Below are 15,907 nucleotides of genomic sequence, written 5' to 3'. Positions count from 1 at the left end.
GCAGCGTGAGCGTGTGGGGCTCGAGAATATGCGGCTGATCACAGCCGGGGCACAGTTCCAAGAAAAAACCCGCAGATGCCATATTCTTTGCAAAAGGCTTCAGGAAATACGATGCATACCGACACGCGTCCACCACTGCTGTCCCGTCAGCGCCTCTCTGTCTGGATCTTGCTGGGCACCCTGCTCAGCGCCCTGCTGCCGCTGATCATCTGTCTGACCATGATCGGCAGCTACAGCGAGCACAAGGCGCGGCAACATGTGCTCGCCCAGCTGCGCCAGGAGGGTGACGACATCGCCGATGAACTGGTCCAGCGGCTGTGGTTCCACAGCAGTGCGGTGCGCGCCTTGATCAACTGGACCCTGCTCGAGCGCAACCAGCCCGGCGCCAGCCACGTGAACGAACAACGCCATTTCGCCCAGTTGCAGCACAATAACCCGCAGTTTCTCTGGCTGGCACTGGTCAGTCCGGAAGGCAAGATCCTGCAAGCCTCCAATCCGGCACTGCTCGGCAAAACGCTGCCGCGCCTGCCGCGACAACAGCAGCAAGCAGAGGTGAGAGGCCCCTTCCCCAGCCTGTTCGGACCGCTGCCCGGGCCGCGCCAGCAACGCGCTGAACTGCTGCTCTTCATCCCCTCGCCGCTACTGGACTCCCGCTGGTTCGTCGCCGCTCTGGATTGGGAATTGCTGATTCAGTTCCTGCCGAACATGTTGATGCAGCGTGCCAATTGGCCGCGGAGCGAGATGCTGCTGCTCGACCCTGAGTATCGGATCCTGTTTTCGTTGCCGCAGCATGACAGCCGGCAGCTGACGCCGGAACTGGTGGCCGCCATCAGGCAGGCGGACGCCGAGGCCAAGCCGGTGGCCTGGCACCATGGACAGCGCTGGTTCAGCCTGATGGTACCGATGATGTCGGCGACCAACCTGATCATCCCCGACTGGCAGCTGGTGATGCGGGAAAGTGAAAAGAACGGTCTGCGCGAGTGGCAATTGCTGGAGGACAAACTCGTCATCACCGCCTTGCTGGCGCTGATAGTGCTCAGCGGACTGGCCTACCGCCTGTCGCGGCATCTGGCCCGGCCGCTGGAGACGCTGCAAGCCTCGCTCGAAGATCCTGCCCAGCAGAGCGTGCCCGAGGTCAGCGGTTACTACGAGGCCTGGCTGCTGTCACGGGTGCTGGCCGAATTGCAAACCTTTGAACGCGAACAGCGACTGGCGCTGGTCAGCCTGAACCAGACGCTGGAGCTGCAGGTTGGCGAGCGTACCGCAGAGCTGACCAATGTGCTGCAGCACGCCACACACGCCTTTATCAGCCTCGACCCACAAGGGCTGGTCATCAGTTGGAACCGCATGGCGGAACAGTGGCTCGGCTGGTCGGCCGAGCAGCGCCAGGGGCAACGGTTACCCGAGTCCATGCTCTCTGCCGAGGTCAATCTCTGGCTGCGGCAGTGGCTGGTGCAGCTCAAAGACCCGCAGCCATCACGCGTCTCGCAGCAACGGGAGGTGCAGCTCACCTCGGCGCAGGGCGAAACCATTCCGGCGCAACTGGTAGTCTGGTCCAGCCAGGCCGGCACTCATTTTCGCCTCAACCTGATCCTGGACGACATTCGCGAACGCAAGGCGGCACAGCAGGCGCTGCAGGCCAGCCGCCATCAACTGCAAACCATCACCGACAACATGCCGGCCCTGATCGCCTACATAGACCGGGATCTGCGCTTCCAGTTTGTCAACGCCACGCTACGCCACTGGTACGGCATCGAGCCGTCCCAGGCGATAGGCGCGTCGATGGCCTCCTTGCTGGCGCCAGAGGTCTACCCGCTGATGCGCACCCAGGCCGAGGCGGCCCTGCAGGGGGAAACACGCCGCTTCGAGCGCACGCAATGGCTGCATGGCCAGCTGCGTCACCTGCATACCATCATGCTGCCGGAGCACGGCGACGACGGTACGATCAAGGGGCTGTTCGTGCTGACCCAGGACATCACGACGCGCAAGCAACTGGAGCTGGATCTGCAACAGCAGGCGTTCGCCGATACCCTGACCGGGCTGCCAAATCGTCGGGCCATGGAGGAGCAGCTGCCGGCTGCCCTGGCGCGCGCCGATCGTACCGGCCACCCGCTGGCACTGCTGTTCATGGATCTCGATGGCTTCAAGGCGGTGAATGACACCTGGGGGCACGATGCCGGCGACGAGGTGTTGCGCCAATTTGCCAGCCGCATCCGCGCCCAGATCCGCGAGACGGACCAACTGTTCCGCCTCGCCGGCGACGAGTTCACGCTGTTGCTGGAAAATCTGAATGACGCGCCAGGCGACGCCCGGCGCATCGCCGACAAGATCCTGATCGCCATGCAGCAACCGTTTTGTCTGGACGCGGCGCAGGTGGTGCTCTCATCGAGCATCGGCATAGCGCTGCACTTCCCGGGGATGGACCGGGATGCGGAACAATTGCTGGCCGCGGCCGATGACGCCATGTACCGGGCCAAGCACAGCGGCAAGAACCGCAGCTGCCTGGCGGGAGAATGAGGCGTCGAATCAGATCTTCTTCTGCACCGAGGTCGCGGCCTGCTGCACCTTCTCGCCCCCTTTGGCGATGTCCTTGCCAATGCCGTTGATGGTGTTGCAGGCCATCAACCCCAGCGCCAGTACGCAGATGACATACCGCATCTTGCTCATAATCACCTCACCTTGTCATGATTCCAGAGCTACGCTGCCGCAATCCGTGCCAGAGTGCAAGTCGGCGCTGACACCCATAAAAGTTGGCCTGCGTCTCACACCCTTGCCATCGGGTTCGATAGAATCTGCGCCGACACATAACACCATTCAAGGATAAGAAACGGGATGAACAAGAACAAAATAGTGCTCGCCATGCTGCTGGCCTGTGGCTCGGCCCACGCCGCCAGCCCCAGAATCGTCGGGGGAGATGAAGTCAGCACAGCGCCGAGCTGGATGGCCTCGCTGCAGGCCCGCAACAGCCTTACCGGCGTCACCTACGGCCACATCTGTGGCGCCACGCTGATCAGTCCGGAGTGGATGATGACCGCCGCGCACTGTGTTGACGGTGCCGGCACCGCCGAGCGCACCCTGCTGATCGGCCGCAGCTCCAGCGCCGTGGATGAAAAGAGTGAGGTGGCCATCGATCAGATCATCATCCACCCCGGTTGGGGCGGGATCATCGACGGCACCACGTCGGATCTCACCGACTTCCAGGATGACATTGCCCTGCTGCACCTTGCCGCCAGCCAGAGTGCAGACCCGGTCACCCGCGCCACCAGCGCCCAGCAGGAGAGCCTGACCACCTATCAGGACGTGACGGCCATCGGTTGGGGAGCGACCAACGGTGCCGGCACCCTGTATCCGGAACAGCTGCAACAGGTCACCCTGCCCTATCAGGGCAAGGCCTATAGCAGCTATTTGCCGAACCACCTGTTTGCCGGTGGCTTCAACGGTGAAGGGATCTGCTTTGGCGACAGCGGTGGTCCGCTGCTGATCGGCAATACCCAGTACGGCATCAGCAGCATGGTACTCGGCACCAGCGATTTCACGACCCTGTTGTGCGGCGATGACAGCACGCTCGGCGGCTTCACCGCCGTCGCCGATTACAGCGACTGGATCAACGATAAGCTGCAAGGCCTCAACTATGGCAATTACCAGCACATTCTGCTGACCAGTGGCAGCACCAGCCAGGCCAGCTTTGTGATCCGCAATCTGGATGACGTCACCTGGAGCATCAGCAATGTCGCCGCGGATGTCACTCTGGACGATCAGTGCAGCGGCCAGAGCCTGGCCCCCGGCGCCAGCTGTACTCTGATTGCCAGCTACACCGGCAGCAGCCTCGGCACCGTCAGCCGCAGCATCACCTTCACCGCCACTGCCGGAGACAGCACAGTGCAGGGCAGCATGCAGCTGGACGCCGAGACCGTTCATGTGCAGGTCGAAGATGACATGTCGGATGGTGACGGCGGTGGCAGCGCGGGCTGGCTGGCACTGGCTGGATTGGGTTTGCTGGGCTGGCGTCGCCGCCGCTGAGCCGCAGCGCGAGCCAGGCGCAGCAGCAATAGTGCAACGTAAATAATGTCAATGTAGAGGGCAGCCCATGGGCTGCCCTCTGTCTTGCTTTACGCCGTGGTATTGATCAGGCTGCCCTTGCCTGGCGCCTCCGACGGTATCTTGCTGGAGAAGCTGCTCAGGAAGTCGCTGAGGCTGGCGCTGCTATCGGAGGCGCCCAACGAGCTCAACAGATCATCGAACTTGCTCTGCAGTGCCGACACCGAGCTGTCTTCGCTGTCGGACGAGCCGGAGCTCAGCTTGGACAGCAGCGTCTGCATGTCCTGCTGCATCGGGTTGCTTTGCCCGTAACTGCCATCCGACCCGCTTTCGCTCTGCGAGCTGGTGCTGCTGCTCTGTTCATGCAGCGTATCCATCAACGACTGCATGAAGGCCTGCAACGCGCTGTCGGCATCGGTGCTGGAGGTCGAGGTGGTGCTCTCCTCGCTGCTGTCGTCGCTCTCCTCACTGCTGCCGGTGAGGCTGCTGACATCGATCCCCAGTTCCGACAGGGCACTGGTGAGATCCTGCATCATGGGGTTCTCGCCATCGGCCGGTGGCGGAGGCGGCCGGCTGTCGGTGCCGCTCTGCACCTGGGAACTGCTGCTCTTGCTGGAACTTTGTAGCTGCTGCAGGTACGTGGCGTAGCTGCTGCTATCAACGCTGATCGACATGGTGTTCTCCTTGCTGATAATAAATCTCGGGTGGCATCGCCTTGACGGTTGCCATTCCCCCGAACGGGCGGGCCTCCAGTACCAGCAAATTGTCAGCCAAAAATTACCTTATTTATCAACACCATGCGAAAAGTGTCGTTAAGTGACGTGAAGTTTTGTAAGCGCACAAGTCCCATTTAACACCCTTTGTGCACCGGCGTCAGAAAATCGGCAACGCTGCGCGCTGCGGCGGCAACAAATTGCCACCCGTTTGCCACGACCAAGCCGGGTGCGCCGCCGCCCTCAGGCCGGCGCGGGCAAGCGGAAGCCACGTCATCCAGCCTAGCGGCACAGATCCCCCGCTGAACGGGCGGCAAAAAAACCGTGCGACCCGGTCAGCGCTGTCGATGACGCCCCAGCGCCACCTGAGCTGGCGGCATGGCACTGACGCTATTGGCAGGCGTGTGCTACTCAGGGTCATGCCAGCGCGCCAGAATCTGCTCCAGCTCGCCGCTGGCCTGCAGCCGGGCCATGGCCTGCTGGATGCGTTGCGCAACGGGCTCGGGGAAGTGCAAGCCGGTGGCCAGATAGACCCGGGTCGGCGGGCCGATGGGCGCCCCTTCGAGCAGGGCGTTGGCAGGATAGCCCAGCTTGTTCCAGTGATAGCGCACGATCAGATCCGAATCGGCGATGGTATCGAAGCGTTGGTAGTAGAGCTTGCGCACATTGTTGCCGGCATCCGTGGCGCCCTGATCCAGCTGCATGACGCCGGCACTTTGCAACACATTCACCAGCGCATGACCGCGCACCAGGCCAATCTTTACCGCTTTGGCCGCCGCCAGCGAGGCGATCGGCGCCGGCCGCTGGTAGGAGTAGAAGCGCGACTGGGTTAAAAACAGCTCGGCTAACCAGCGAAACTGCGGCTCCCGCGCCGCGGTACGAGAGAACGGGATGATGGCCGACAACGCGTTGCCCGGGCGCTGGATCAACTCCTGGGCGCGCAGCCAGGGCACGTCGAAGCGAAAGTGAAAGCTGGGAGCACCATAACGGCTGGCCGCCTGCAGGATCTCGACGGCCAATCCGCTGGCCCGCCCCTGCTCGCTCCCGCAATACGGCATCGCCTCCAGGGCATAGACCTCAATGGTTTCGGCGCAGACCAGACTTGCCGCCAGCAGCAGCGTCAGCAGCAGATGGCGTAACGGGAACAGTGAAGCCATGGAAAGCGATCCTGAGGCTAAGTGATTTCTTCAACACTAGCGACGAACAGGCCACAGCGTCAAACCTCGGACACACAGCGGGAAAAACGAACGCGGTGCCGTGCCGCAACGCCGGTCTGGGCGTAAGTCGACTGACGGGAAGGCCCTGAGCTCCGGGATTCTCTCCACCGGCCGGGAGCCCCCCTCAGCCCGACAGACGACTTCGTGTTTTGTGTGATGGCTTCATGGTTAAAAGCAAAGCTCTGATCAGTGCCAACACTCGGTTGCTGCCGAAAACCGTGAGCAGCGAACAAAATGTGACTCCACCCATCTGAATCCATTTTCCCCACCGTGCAAAGTGCGGTAGTTTAAAGACTCAAATAACTCAAGGTTATTGCCGAGATTGACAGCCCCCGCGATGTTCCAGGCACTGTGGCAGCCGTAAGCCAGGGGCGGTAGCCTTGGCGCTCGCCCATTCAATCGCTGGAGGAGGACCCTGATCGCTCTCGACTGAGGCTTGCGCTTGGATAGCGTGGCAACCCTCCTCCGATCATTCAGGTTGGTCCTCTGGAAATAATCCTAGGAATTGATGAGAGGGAATTTTTTAACAAACTACCTCAACAAAACGCGGAAATATTATTTTGCGAATAATAGAATAATTCCGCTTAACATAATTTTTAGTTCCCTTGGGAAAGCATGAACACCAAACTTAAGTTAATTTTTCTATTAACAGCCACGATCTTACTAACTCCAATAGGGCTCTACATCTATAAATTTGGATTCGGATTATGGGATACCACGACTTCTTGGTCAGAAATTAGGTGGTTATATCGGCGGCATATATGCACCGACATTAACATTCCTGACTTTGTTAGTGCTTTGTGTACAAATATATCTAATGCAGCAACATAACAATCAAGCGCTGATGCAACAACAAGAAGGCTTACTTACAGAATACCTACTTGAACTCACTAATGCTTTGACCATAAAAATCGATGAACTTGACACGAAATATTTTCTAGAGAAATTATTTAAGGACAAGGAATTGAATGAAATAGACAATATACCTTGCAATCTCACATATCAGATTAATGAAAAAAATCATAAGATATACTCTTTATGGCGTAGGATAAATGGATGTCTAAATAGAATAGATGCATCATCGAAAGATCACTGTGGCACAGCAAAAAATAAAGTTGTCATATATATCAACCCAGCCATGTGCCGAGCATTGTATAAATATATTTATGCCTTTCACCTTTCCTGCACTAAACAAGGGATTAATATACCTCTAGATCCATCGAAGCTGCATTATTGGGATAGCAAAAAAGGGGCATGAACTAACAAATAATTTAAACCAGTTCGCATTCGCTCATTGGACGGCACTATACGCCTCCATTTAATCAAAAGTCAGGCATACAAACATTAATCATCGAGCTATATCATTTATGAGTGATTTTTACAGATTCTGGAACGATCTTGGTTGGTTGGCAAATCTTTTAGGTATTTGCCTTGTAGTAATTCCATTTTTTGGTTTAATCAGAAAAAACATTTCTCAACTGAAGCTAAAAATAAACAAGACCAACAGAGAGCGTCGATACAAAACATATAAGGAAATGACTAATAACGATTACTTAAACTGGCAGCTTATTTTTTTTAAAAAAACATACTCTGAATCAGAATTCGTTGAGTTATACAATAAAACATATCCTGCCACGATAATACGTTCAAATGGAAAAATATCTTACCCATTTAAAGAACTATGCCATTTATCATCAAGTGATGTTGTTTTTTTTGATTTTGATAAGTCACAAAAAAAATATCTTAAATTTCTTGGGGACTCCGTAAAGAGACCAAAAATGAAAGGATTTGCAACTGACAAATTGATTTTAGATCATAATGGTAAACTTGAAAAAATTTATGCAAAAACAATTACCTATGAACAAAATTTAGTTACTTCACATATTTTAGAGTTTGAACTATATAAGTTTTATGAAAAAACAAGAAACAAGAAGCAAGAAGCAAATATAGAAAAAGGCCTGAAATACAGGTCACAATATCACGGCAAACAAAAACCATCGTTAGCCATTTTAAAACCATTTCAAGCTTGCCCTTTGATTAGCGTTCAAGCTCTCATTATTTATAAAGATTATAAAGACCCAGGAAATATTTCATGGAAAGCAGTTGTTGCACAAAGACAAAAAAATGTAGCTGTTAAACCAGAAGTCTGGCAAATACAGCCAGCAGGTGGATTTGAAATATATGGCGATGAATCTGATGATAACAATATATTGATAGAGCAAGGTTTTGACATCAAAAATGCTTTATTAAGAGAATATGCAGAGGAGATTTATAATATTGAAGAGTTTGCTTTCTGCAGTGATGGTCGCGATTCCAACTCAATATTAACAGAGACTCACGTTTCAGCACTATTGAATCTAATTACGCAAAATAAAGCAACTTTCGAATTTCTTGGTGTTATTACAGACCTTTCAGTCCTCCGGCATGAAGCATCGTTTTTAATTGTTATTGATGATGAAAAATATAGTTCACAACCGATTATAGGCAGTTCGGAGTCAGTTAAAATATCAAGTGTGAACATGAATCAATTAAAAGAAATTTTTTCAAAACAAAAAGTTCACTCAAGCAGTGCTGGTTTACTACAACTAGCACTGGAAAGTGCAAGGCTCAGAGAAATTGGCATAACTGACTCATTAAAATGAGCCTAACAACAATTTAATGTAGTTGCTGGACTTGCCCCGCTTTAGTGGACACGCATCAATAACCGCAATTTTGATCAAACCATCTGTCAGTCCGAAACTCAGAGCGTATATCGCTCTTGCTCGTTTCAATTACACCGATAATCAAAGCCGTCTGTCGGACCGGGTGGAGGGGTGAACGGAGCCGGTGCGCGGTCAGGATGACCGCACAAGGGAGCGTCACGCCAGGGATGGCGTGTGGCTCCCGGCCGGTGAAGAGAATCCCGGAGCTCGGGGCCATCCCGACAGTCGGCATACGCCAAAGGCCAGGGGTCAAGGGGCATGGCCTTATGCCCACTTGCCGCCCCCGCCAACGGTAGGTTGGCAATTCGCCCACGCCGACAGAGGGCGGAACGGCCCACACCGTAACCGCATCACCTCTTCCATGCGCCCGATTACGCTGCGCTAATCGGGCCGACAAAAGCGAGTTCCCGGCTCGCGGTAAACGTTGGGCTTCGCTGAACGCTCAGCACCAACCTACCCAATGGCCAACCTCATCGCCAACCCACACGGCATCCCGCAGGCTGCGCACCGTGCACACGGCCCACAAACACCAAGGGCGCCTCTCTCGGCGCCCTTGGCTATTCCAGCTCGTAGGTTGGGCTGAGTTTACGAAGCCCAACGTTTACCGCGCCGCTATTTTTCTGACTCGACACGCAGAGCATTCAATTAAATATGATTAGAAGTCGAACATATCTAAATTTGTCGCTTTAAATCGCCGTTGATCCACTTCCGGCCTGAACCACAGTACGGTCATTGGCAAATGTGCTGGCTACCGCCCCTGACTTGCGGCTGTCACAGCGCCGATAAGCGGGATGGCGGCGCGACCTGTCAGCGCCAACAGGCTCCTTGCGCTTTTTGAGTCTCTAGGCTAGCGCAAACGTTTTTGCGTGGGAATGGCTTCGTTTGGCCAAGATCATGTTTTATTAAGTTTTTATTCAATAGCGCCTTTCCGAGGTGGGTATACAGCTACCGCCTGCAAACCACCATAGAATCGAGGCGTGCGTGGCACGCTCATCGCGAGCTGCGCTGGCTCCTACACTTTCACACGGCTTGCACGTATGGACGGAACGGAGCACTGCCGTTCCGTTCAACCATTATCGAGAAACACCCGCGCGGTAAACGTTGGGCTTCGCTGAACGCTCAGCGCCAACCTACCCGAGCGGCGCGACGTCTGCCCGCCTGACCAAACTGCCCAAGCGTGCTCTGCACGCTCATCGCGAGCTGCGCTGGCTCCTACACTTTCACGCGGCTGGCACGTATGGACGGAACGGAGCACTGCCGTTCCGTTCAACCATTATCGAGAAACACCCGCGCGGTAAACGTTGAGCTGCGCTGAACGCTCAGCACCAACCTACCCGAGCGGTGCGCCGTCTGCCCCGCCTGACCGAACTGCCCAAGCGTGCTCTGCACGCTCATCGCGAGCTGCGCTGGCTCCTACACTTTCACGCGGCTGGCACGTACGGCCAGAACAGCCCCCACCGTATCCGCATAATCGCCGCCATGCGCCCGATTACGCTGCGCTAATCGGGCCGACAAAAGCGAGTTCCCGGCGCGCGGTAAACGTTGGGCTTCGCTGAACGCTCAGCACCAACCTACCCGAGCGGTGCGACGTCTGCCCCGTCTCGCGGCTGAGGCCTTCCCAAACTGCCCAAGCGTGCTCTGCACGCTCATCGCGAGCTGCGCTGGCTCCTACACTTTCACGCGGCTGGCACGTACGGGCGGAACGGCCAAAGCAGAATCCATTGCCAAAAACCAGCGGTCATCCGCCATGCGCCCGATTACGCTGCGCTAATCGGGCCGACAAAAGCGAGTTCCCGGCGCGAGGTAAACGTTGGGCTGCGCTGACGCTCAGCGCCAACCTACCCGAGCGGTGCGCCGTCTGCCCCGCCTTCCCAAACTGTCCAAGCGTGCTCTGCACGCTCATCGCGAGCTGCGCTGGCTCCTACAATTGCATGCTGCTGGCAGCAGAAACACCAAGGGCGCCTTGCGGCGCCCTTGGCGATTCCGGTGATGACAGCACCGTCATCACCCCAGCGATGACCGGACGGTCATCACTTCTCCTCATGCAGCCCGCATTCGCGCTTCAGGCCAAAGAAGCGGGTCTGTTCTTCACTCATCCCCGGCTCCCACTTGGTGGTGGTATGGGTGTCGCCGACCGAGAGGTAGCCCTGCTCCCACAGCGGGTGGTACGGCAGGTCGTGCTCCTTGAAGTAGTAGAAGACATCCTTGTTGCTCCAGTCGATGACCGGCAGAAACTTGAAGCGGCCGCGCTGGATGGCCAGCACCGGCAGGTTGCCACGGCTGCCGGATTGCTCGCGGCGCAGGCCGGAGAACCAGGTCTGGGCGTTGAGCTCCTGCAGCGCGCGCGCCATCGGCTCGACCTTGTTCAGCTGGTTGTAGCGCTCGATGCCCTCGACACCCTGCTCCCACAGCTTGCCGTAGCGCGCCTCCTGCCAGGCGGCCGACAGCTCGGCGCGGTAGACCTTGAGGTTCAACTGCAAGCGCGCGGTCAGCTGGTCGATAAACTGGTAGGTCTCGGGGAACAGGTAGCCGGTGTCGGTGAGGATCACCGGAACATCTGATTTTTGCTGGCTGACCAGATGCAGCATCAGCGCCGCCTGGATGCCAAAGCTCGACGACAACACAAACTCGCCCGGCAGATGTTCCAGCGCCCAGGCCACCCGCTCTTGGGCGCTTAACGCTTCGAGCTGGGCATTGGTGTCGGCCAGCGCCGCCACCTGCTCTTCTTTAGACAGGGCCAGCAGGCCCTGCAGATCCAGCACATCACTCATAGAAGTCTCTCGCTGAGTCAATCACCGGCTTGACGATACCGGCGCGGATCACGAAGTCGCCAAAGCCTTCCCCGGCCTCGCGCTCATTGGCCCAGCGGCCCACCAGCGTGTCGATCTCGGCCAGGATCTGCGGCTCGGTGATGTTCTCGCGGTACATGCGCGGGATACGGGTGCCCGCCAGGTTGCCACCGATATGGAAGTTGTAACGCCCCGGCGCCTTGCCCACCAGACCTATCTCCGCCAGCATGGCGCGACCGCAGCCGTTCGGGCAGCCGGTGACACGGAAGATGATGCTGTCATCCGGGATGCCGTGCTTGGCCAGCACCCCTTCGATCTGGGTGACAAACGCCGGCAGGAAACGCTCGGCTTCGGCCATCGCCAGTGGGCAGGTCGGCAGCGCCACACAGGCCATGGAGTCCTCGCGCTGCCTGGAGACCGGGGCCAGCAGGCCATATTTGAGCGCCAGCTCCTCGATCTTCTTTTTGCTGCGGGCAGGCACGCCGGCGATGATCAGGTTCTGGTTCGCCGTCATACGGAAATCGCCCTTGTGTACCTTGGCGATCTCGGCCAGACCGGTCTTGATCGGCTTGTCCGGGAAATCCAGGATGCGGCCATTTTCGATAAACAGCGTCAGGTGGTGCTTGCCGTCGATACCTTCGACCCAACCGAAACGATCGCCACGGCTGGTAAATTCATAGGGGCGGCTGTCGGCAAACTTCACCCCAGCACGCTTCTCCACCTCGGCCTTGAACGCCTCGACGCCGACGCGCTCCAGCGTGTACTTGGTCTTGGCGTTCTTGCGGTTGACGCGGTTGCCCCAGTCGCGCTGGGTGGTCACCACCGCCGCCGCCACCGCTAGCGTGTGTTCTTTCGGGATAAAGCCAAAGTCGTCGGCCTTGCGCGGGAAGGTCTCCTTCTCGCCGTGGGTCATCGCCAGGCCGCCGCCGACCAGCACGTTAAAGCCCACCAGCTCGCCGTTTTCGGCAATCGCCACGAAGTTGAGATCGTTGGCGTGGACGTCGATATCGTTGTGCGGCGGGATCACCACCGTCGTCTTGAACTTGCGCGGCAGGTAGGTGGAGCCGAGGATCGGCTCCTCGTCCGGCCCCAGCTTCTCACCGTCCAGCCAGATCTCGGCATAGGCGCGGGTCTTCGGCAGCAGATGCTCGGAGATGGCCTTGGCCCACTCGTAGGCTTCCTGATGCAGCTTGGACTCCACCGGATTGCTGGTGCACAGCACGTTGCGGTTCACATCGCCCGCGGTGGCGATGGAGTCGATGCCGTACTGGTTCAGGGTCTGGTGCATCAGCTTGATATTGGGCTTCAACACGCCGTGGAACTGGAAGGTCTGGCGCGTGGTCAGACGGATGCTGCCATACAGGGTATGGTCACGGGCAAAGGCGTCGATGGCCAGCCACTGGGTCGGGGTGATGATGCCGCCGGGCATACGGGCGCGCAGCATGACGTTATGCAGTGGCTCGAGTTTTTGCTGGGCACGTTCGGCACGGATGTCGCGGTCATCCTGCTGGTACATGCCGTGGAAGCGGATCAGCTGGAAGTTGTCGCCGTTGAAGCCGCCGGTCAGCGGGTCGCGCAGATCCTGCTCAATGGTGCCGCGCAGAAAGTTGCTCTCGCGCTTTAAGCGCTCGTTATCCGCCAGTGGCCCTTCGACCGGACCGGGTACAGTTTGATAGCTCATCAGTAGACATCCCTCTGGTAGCGCTTGGCGCGACGCAATTCATTCAGATACTCTTCGGCCGCTTCACGGCTCTTGCCTCCATGCTGAACCAGGATGTCCAGCAGTGCTTCTTGTACATCCTTGGCCATGCGATTGGCATCGCCGCAGACGTAGAAGTGGGCGCCCTGCTCCAGCCAGGCGTAGACCTCGGCGCCCTGCTCGCGCAGGCGATCCTGCACATAGATCTTTTGCGCCTGATCGCGGCTGAACGCCAGATCAATTTTCGACAGCAGCCCGGACTTGACGTACTTCTGCCACTCCACCTGGTACAGGAAATCCTGGGTAAAGTGCGGATTGCCGAAGAACAGCCAGTTCTTGCCGCTGGCGCCATCGGCGTCACGCTGCTGGATAAAGGCGCGGAACGGCGCGATACCGGTGCCCGGGCCGACCATGATCACCGGCGTATTGCCATCTTCCGGCAGACGGAAGTTGTCGTTGTGCTCGACAAACACCCGCACCTCACTCCCCTCGGCCAGCCGATCGGCCAGGTACGACGAGGCACCACCGGAGCGCAGCGTGCCATCGGCCTGCGGATAACGCACCACGCCGACCGTCAGATGCACCTCTTCTTCCACCTCGGCCTGAGACGAGGCGATGGAGTACATGCGCGGCGTCAGCGGACGCAGCAGTTTGGTCAGCTGCTCGGCGCTGAGCGGCTGCGGATAACGCTTCAGCACATCGACGATCTGGGCAGACGCGGCCAGTGCCGTGGTCTGCGCCTTGTCGGCAGCGATGGCCTTGAGCTCAGGATTATCGGAAAGCTCCGCCAGGCCGCTGATAAAGCCGCCGTGCAGACGGGTCAGCTCGAAATGGCGGGTCAAGGCCTCGCTCAGCGCCAGGCTCTTGCCGTCCACCGTCACGCTTTCGCTGCCGGAGAGGCCCGTCAGCGCCAGCACTTCGGCCACCAGGGCGGCGTCGTTATCAAACCAGACCCCCAGCGCATCACCGGGCTGATAGCTCAGGCCCGAGCCTTCCAGCGAGATCTCGATATGGCGGATATCCTTGGTGGAGTCGCGGCCGGTGATCTTCTGGTTGGTCGCGAGGGTCGCCAGATAGGGGTTGAACTTGTCGTACTGGCTATGCGCCGTGGCAACACCCGCTACTGCTGGCGCGGCAGAGGCAGAAGACCCCCCCCCCACCCCACCTAAGCTAGCCGCCAGGGCGGAAACCGCCTGCTCGGCCCATTCGGCAGCCGCGGCGCGGTAATCCACATCCAGATCGGCTCGGGCAGTCACACGCTCGGCGCCGGCCTTCTCAAGATAGGCATCAAAATCCTTGCCGGCCTGGCAGAAGAACTCATAAGAAGAGTCGCCCAGCCCCAGCACGGCGAATTTGAGTCCGTCGAGCTTGCCCAGCTTGCCGGCCTTGAGCTGACCGTGCAGATCGACGGCGTTCTCCGGCGGCTCACCCTCGCCCAGGGTACTGGTGACGACGATGAGATGGGTCTCTTTTTTCAGCTGCTTGGGCTTGAAGTCGCTCATGCTGGCCAGCTGCACCTGCAGCCCCTTGCCTTGAGCCAGCGTCTTGATGGACTCGGCCACGCCCTTGGCATTGCCGGTCTGCGAGCCGTAGAGAATGGTCAGCGTAGCGGCCGGGGCACTGGCAACGACAGCGCTGGCAGCCGCCGCGCCCGCGGCGACGCCACCGGCTTGCGCCAGTCCATACAGATAACCACTGGCCCAGATCAGCTCGGGCGCCGAGAGCCCGGCCACGGCTTCAGCCAGGCGGGAGAGGTGTGGCAGCGGGAGTGCAGCGGCTGCCGGAGATTCCTTAGCATTCATGACAACGACTTCCATTATCCAAGATGCTGTCAGCTTAAGGAGTGCTTATATCCATATCAAAGAACAAAACCGCATTTTTAATTCCAAATGGAAATAAAAAAGGCCGCAACCGCGGCCTGATAACGGATGAAACGGGCTTTAGAAGCGGTATTCGGCACCGGCAAACCAGCCGTCCATGTTCTGGGTCAGCTTGACACCATCAACATTGTCATCCAGACGCACGTTGCGATAACCGCCGCGCAGGTGGAACTTGGGCACGAATTCGAGCGCCATACCGACGCGGTAGTCATGGGAGTGGTTGCCATCCCAGGCGGCACCGCGTGCATCACCGAACACGCTCAGGCTGGTGCCCGGAATATTGGCTTCGGCCTGCAGGTAAGCCAGCGGCTCCAGTTCGTCATAATCCTTGCCAAACCAACTGCCGTTGTACTGACGCAGATCCAGACCGCCACCGATACCGAACAGATCGTTGTCGAACAGACGGTAGTAGAGCGCCAGATCCCAGGCCTCCAGATCGTTGTTAACACCCAGACCATTGGTGTCGTAGGTCGTGCGTTGCAGGTTGACGTTCGGCAGCAACGGAATGCCATGGCGCAGATCGGCCCAGAAGGTCCACTGGGATTGGTCATCATAGTGCGCGCCGGCATCGTTGACGGTACCGGACGGCGTCGGATTCCAGTAATCGGTACCGAGGGCCAGGGCCAGACTCAGATCGGCGGCCTGAACAGCAGAAGCAGAAGCCAGCAGTGCGCAGCACAGACCGATATAGCTCTTTTTCACGTTGATTCCTCAAGTTAAAAACGCATAGCGGCCCTATTTTACTCATCGTCACCCGAAACCCTACTCTTTTATTCCTGCGCCAGTGCGCCGACGGCGGGAATAAAACCGCGGCCAGCTGACGAGCGGCATAAAAAAACCCGCCGCAGCGGGTTTGGGTCGTTAGTTAC

The 15,907-nt window shown here is 57.8% G+C and carries 11 protein-coding genes; 4 read left to right on the top strand and 7 right to left on the bottom strand.

Annotated elements, in window-relative coordinates; all coding sequences use genetic code 11:
- The first annotated feature begins 111 nt into the window (after nt 1–111).
- A complete protein-coding gene (locus tag ACFOSS_RS00695; protein WP_377149880.1) occupies nt 112–2,517 on the top strand; it encodes a diguanylate cyclase domain-containing protein in 2,406 nt (801 codons plus the stop codon).
- 9 nt (nt 2,518–2,526) lie between these two features.
- Here ACFOSS_RS00695 and ACFOSS_RS00690 read toward each other — a convergent pair whose 3' ends face one another.
- Nucleotides 2,527–2,667 (bottom strand): entericidin A/B family lipoprotein, encoded by a 141-nt coding sequence (locus ACFOSS_RS00690; RefSeq protein WP_377149878.1) that lies wholly within the window; start codon nt 2,665–2,667, stop codon nt 2,527–2,529.
- A 165-nt stretch (nt 2,668–2,832) separates the two neighbouring features.
- On the opposite strand from ACFOSS_RS00690, the gene ACFOSS_RS00685 reads away from it, so the two are divergent.
- A complete protein-coding gene (locus ACFOSS_RS00685) occupies nt 2,833–4,020 on the top strand; it encodes a S1 family peptidase (protein WP_377149876.1) in 1,188 nt (395 codons plus the stop codon).
- A gap of 89 nt (nt 4,021–4,109) precedes the next feature.
- Here ACFOSS_RS00685 and ACFOSS_RS00680 read toward each other — a convergent pair whose 3' ends face one another.
- Nucleotides 4,110–4,712, bottom strand: a complete 603-nt coding sequence (locus tag ACFOSS_RS00680; protein ID WP_377149874.1) for a hypothetical protein — start codon at nt 4,710–4,712, stop codon at nt 4,110–4,112.
- A gap of 446 nt (nt 4,713–5,158) precedes the next feature.
- Complete coding sequence (locus tag ACFOSS_RS00675; RefSeq protein ID WP_377149872.1) at nt 5,159–5,908, bottom strand: substrate-binding periplasmic protein; 750 nt, start codon at nt 5,906–5,908, stop codon at nt 5,159–5,161.
- Nucleotides 5,909–6,812: 904 nt separating this feature from the next.
- Here ACFOSS_RS00675 and ACFOSS_RS00670 point away from each other — a divergent pair.
- Nucleotides 6,813–7,226, top strand: coding sequence for a hypothetical protein (locus ACFOSS_RS00670; protein WP_377149870.1), 414 nt, complete (start codon nt 6,813–6,815; stop codon nt 7,224–7,226).
- A 109-nt stretch (nt 7,227–7,335) separates the two neighbouring features.
- A complete protein-coding gene (locus ACFOSS_RS00665) occupies nt 7,336–8,610 on the top strand; it encodes a hypothetical protein (RefSeq protein ID WP_377149868.1) in 1,275 nt (424 codons plus the stop codon).
- A gap of 2,090 nt (nt 8,611–10,700) precedes the next feature.
- Here ACFOSS_RS00665 and ACFOSS_RS00660 read toward each other — a convergent pair.
- The 4 genes from ACFOSS_RS00660 to ACFOSS_RS00645 all read right to left on the bottom strand — a co-directional run bounded on the left by ACFOSS_RS00660 (nt 10,701) and on the right by ACFOSS_RS00645 (nt 15,740).
- A complete protein-coding gene (locus ACFOSS_RS00660) occupies nt 10,701–11,441 on the bottom strand; it encodes a phosphoadenylyl-sulfate reductase (RefSeq protein WP_377149865.1) in 741 nt (246 codons plus the stop codon).
- On the bottom strand, nt 11,434–13,140 hold the full coding sequence (gene cysI, locus ACFOSS_RS00655; protein ID WP_377149863.1) for an assimilatory sulfite reductase (NADPH) hemoprotein subunit: 1,707 nt from the start codon (nt 13,138–13,140) through the stop codon (nt 11,434–11,436). Before cysI ends, ACFOSS_RS00660 begins: the two co-directional genes overlap by 8 nt.
- Nucleotides 13,140–14,960, bottom strand: a complete 1,821-nt coding sequence (locus ACFOSS_RS00650) for an assimilatory sulfite reductase (NADPH) flavoprotein subunit (protein ID WP_377149861.1) — start codon at nt 14,958–14,960, stop codon at nt 13,140–13,142. The genes cysI and ACFOSS_RS00650 overlap by 1 nt, the downstream gene beginning before the upstream one ends.
- Nucleotides 14,961–15,098: 138 nt before the next feature.
- Entirely contained in the window at nt 15,099–15,740 is a 642-nt protein-coding gene (locus ACFOSS_RS00645) for a TIGR04219 family outer membrane beta-barrel protein (protein ID WP_377149859.1), read from the bottom strand.
- Nucleotides 15,741–15,907: the final 167 nt, after the last annotated feature.

Origin of the sequence: Pseudaeromonas sharmana, assembly GCF_042649925.1 — a bacterium.
Taxonomy (GTDB): Bacteria; Pseudomonadota; Gammaproteobacteria; order Enterobacterales; family Aeromonadaceae; genus Pseudaeromonas; species Pseudaeromonas sharmana.
Note: the sequence above shows the minus strand (reverse complement) of the source record. Positions and strands in the feature narration are given on the sequence as shown.

Excerpts from the sequence above, each read along its gene's own strand:
- ACFOSS_RS00695 (WP_377149880.1), top strand. The coding sequence starts at position 112 with ATGCATACCGACACGCGTCCACCACTGCTGTCCCGTCAGCGCCTCTCT.
- cysI (WP_377149863.1), bottom strand. The coding sequence starts at position 13,140 with ATGAGCTATCAAACTGTACCCGGTCCGGTCGAAGGGCCACTGGCGGAT.
- ACFOSS_RS00675 (WP_377149872.1), bottom strand. The coding sequence starts at position 5,908 with ATGGCTTCACTGTTCCCGTTACGCCATCTGCTGCTGACGCTGCTGCTG.
- ACFOSS_RS00665 (WP_377149868.1), top strand. The coding sequence starts at position 7,336 with ATGAGTGATTTTTACAGATTCTGGAACGATCTTGGTTGGTTGGCAAAT.
- ACFOSS_RS00685 (WP_377149876.1), top strand. The coding sequence starts at position 2,833 with ATGAACAAGAACAAAATAGTGCTCGCCATGCTGCTGGCCTGTGGCTCG.
- ACFOSS_RS00650 (WP_377149861.1), bottom strand. The coding sequence starts at position 14,960 with ATGAATGCTAAGGAATCTCCGGCAGCCGCTGCACTCCCGCTGCCACAC.
- ACFOSS_RS00670 (WP_377149870.1), top strand. The coding sequence starts at position 6,813 with ATGCAACAACAAGAAGGCTTACTTACAGAATACCTACTTGAACTCACT.
- ACFOSS_RS00690 (WP_377149878.1), bottom strand. The coding sequence starts at position 2,667 with ATGAGCAAGATGCGGTATGTCATCTGCGTACTGGCGCTGGGGTTGATG.
- ACFOSS_RS00680 (WP_377149874.1), bottom strand. The coding sequence starts at position 4,712 with ATGTCGATCAGCGTTGATAGCAGCAGCTACGCCACGTACCTGCAGCAG.
- ACFOSS_RS00660 (WP_377149865.1), bottom strand. The coding sequence starts at position 11,441 with ATGAGTGATGTGCTGGATCTGCAGGGCCTGCTGGCCCTGTCTAAAGAA.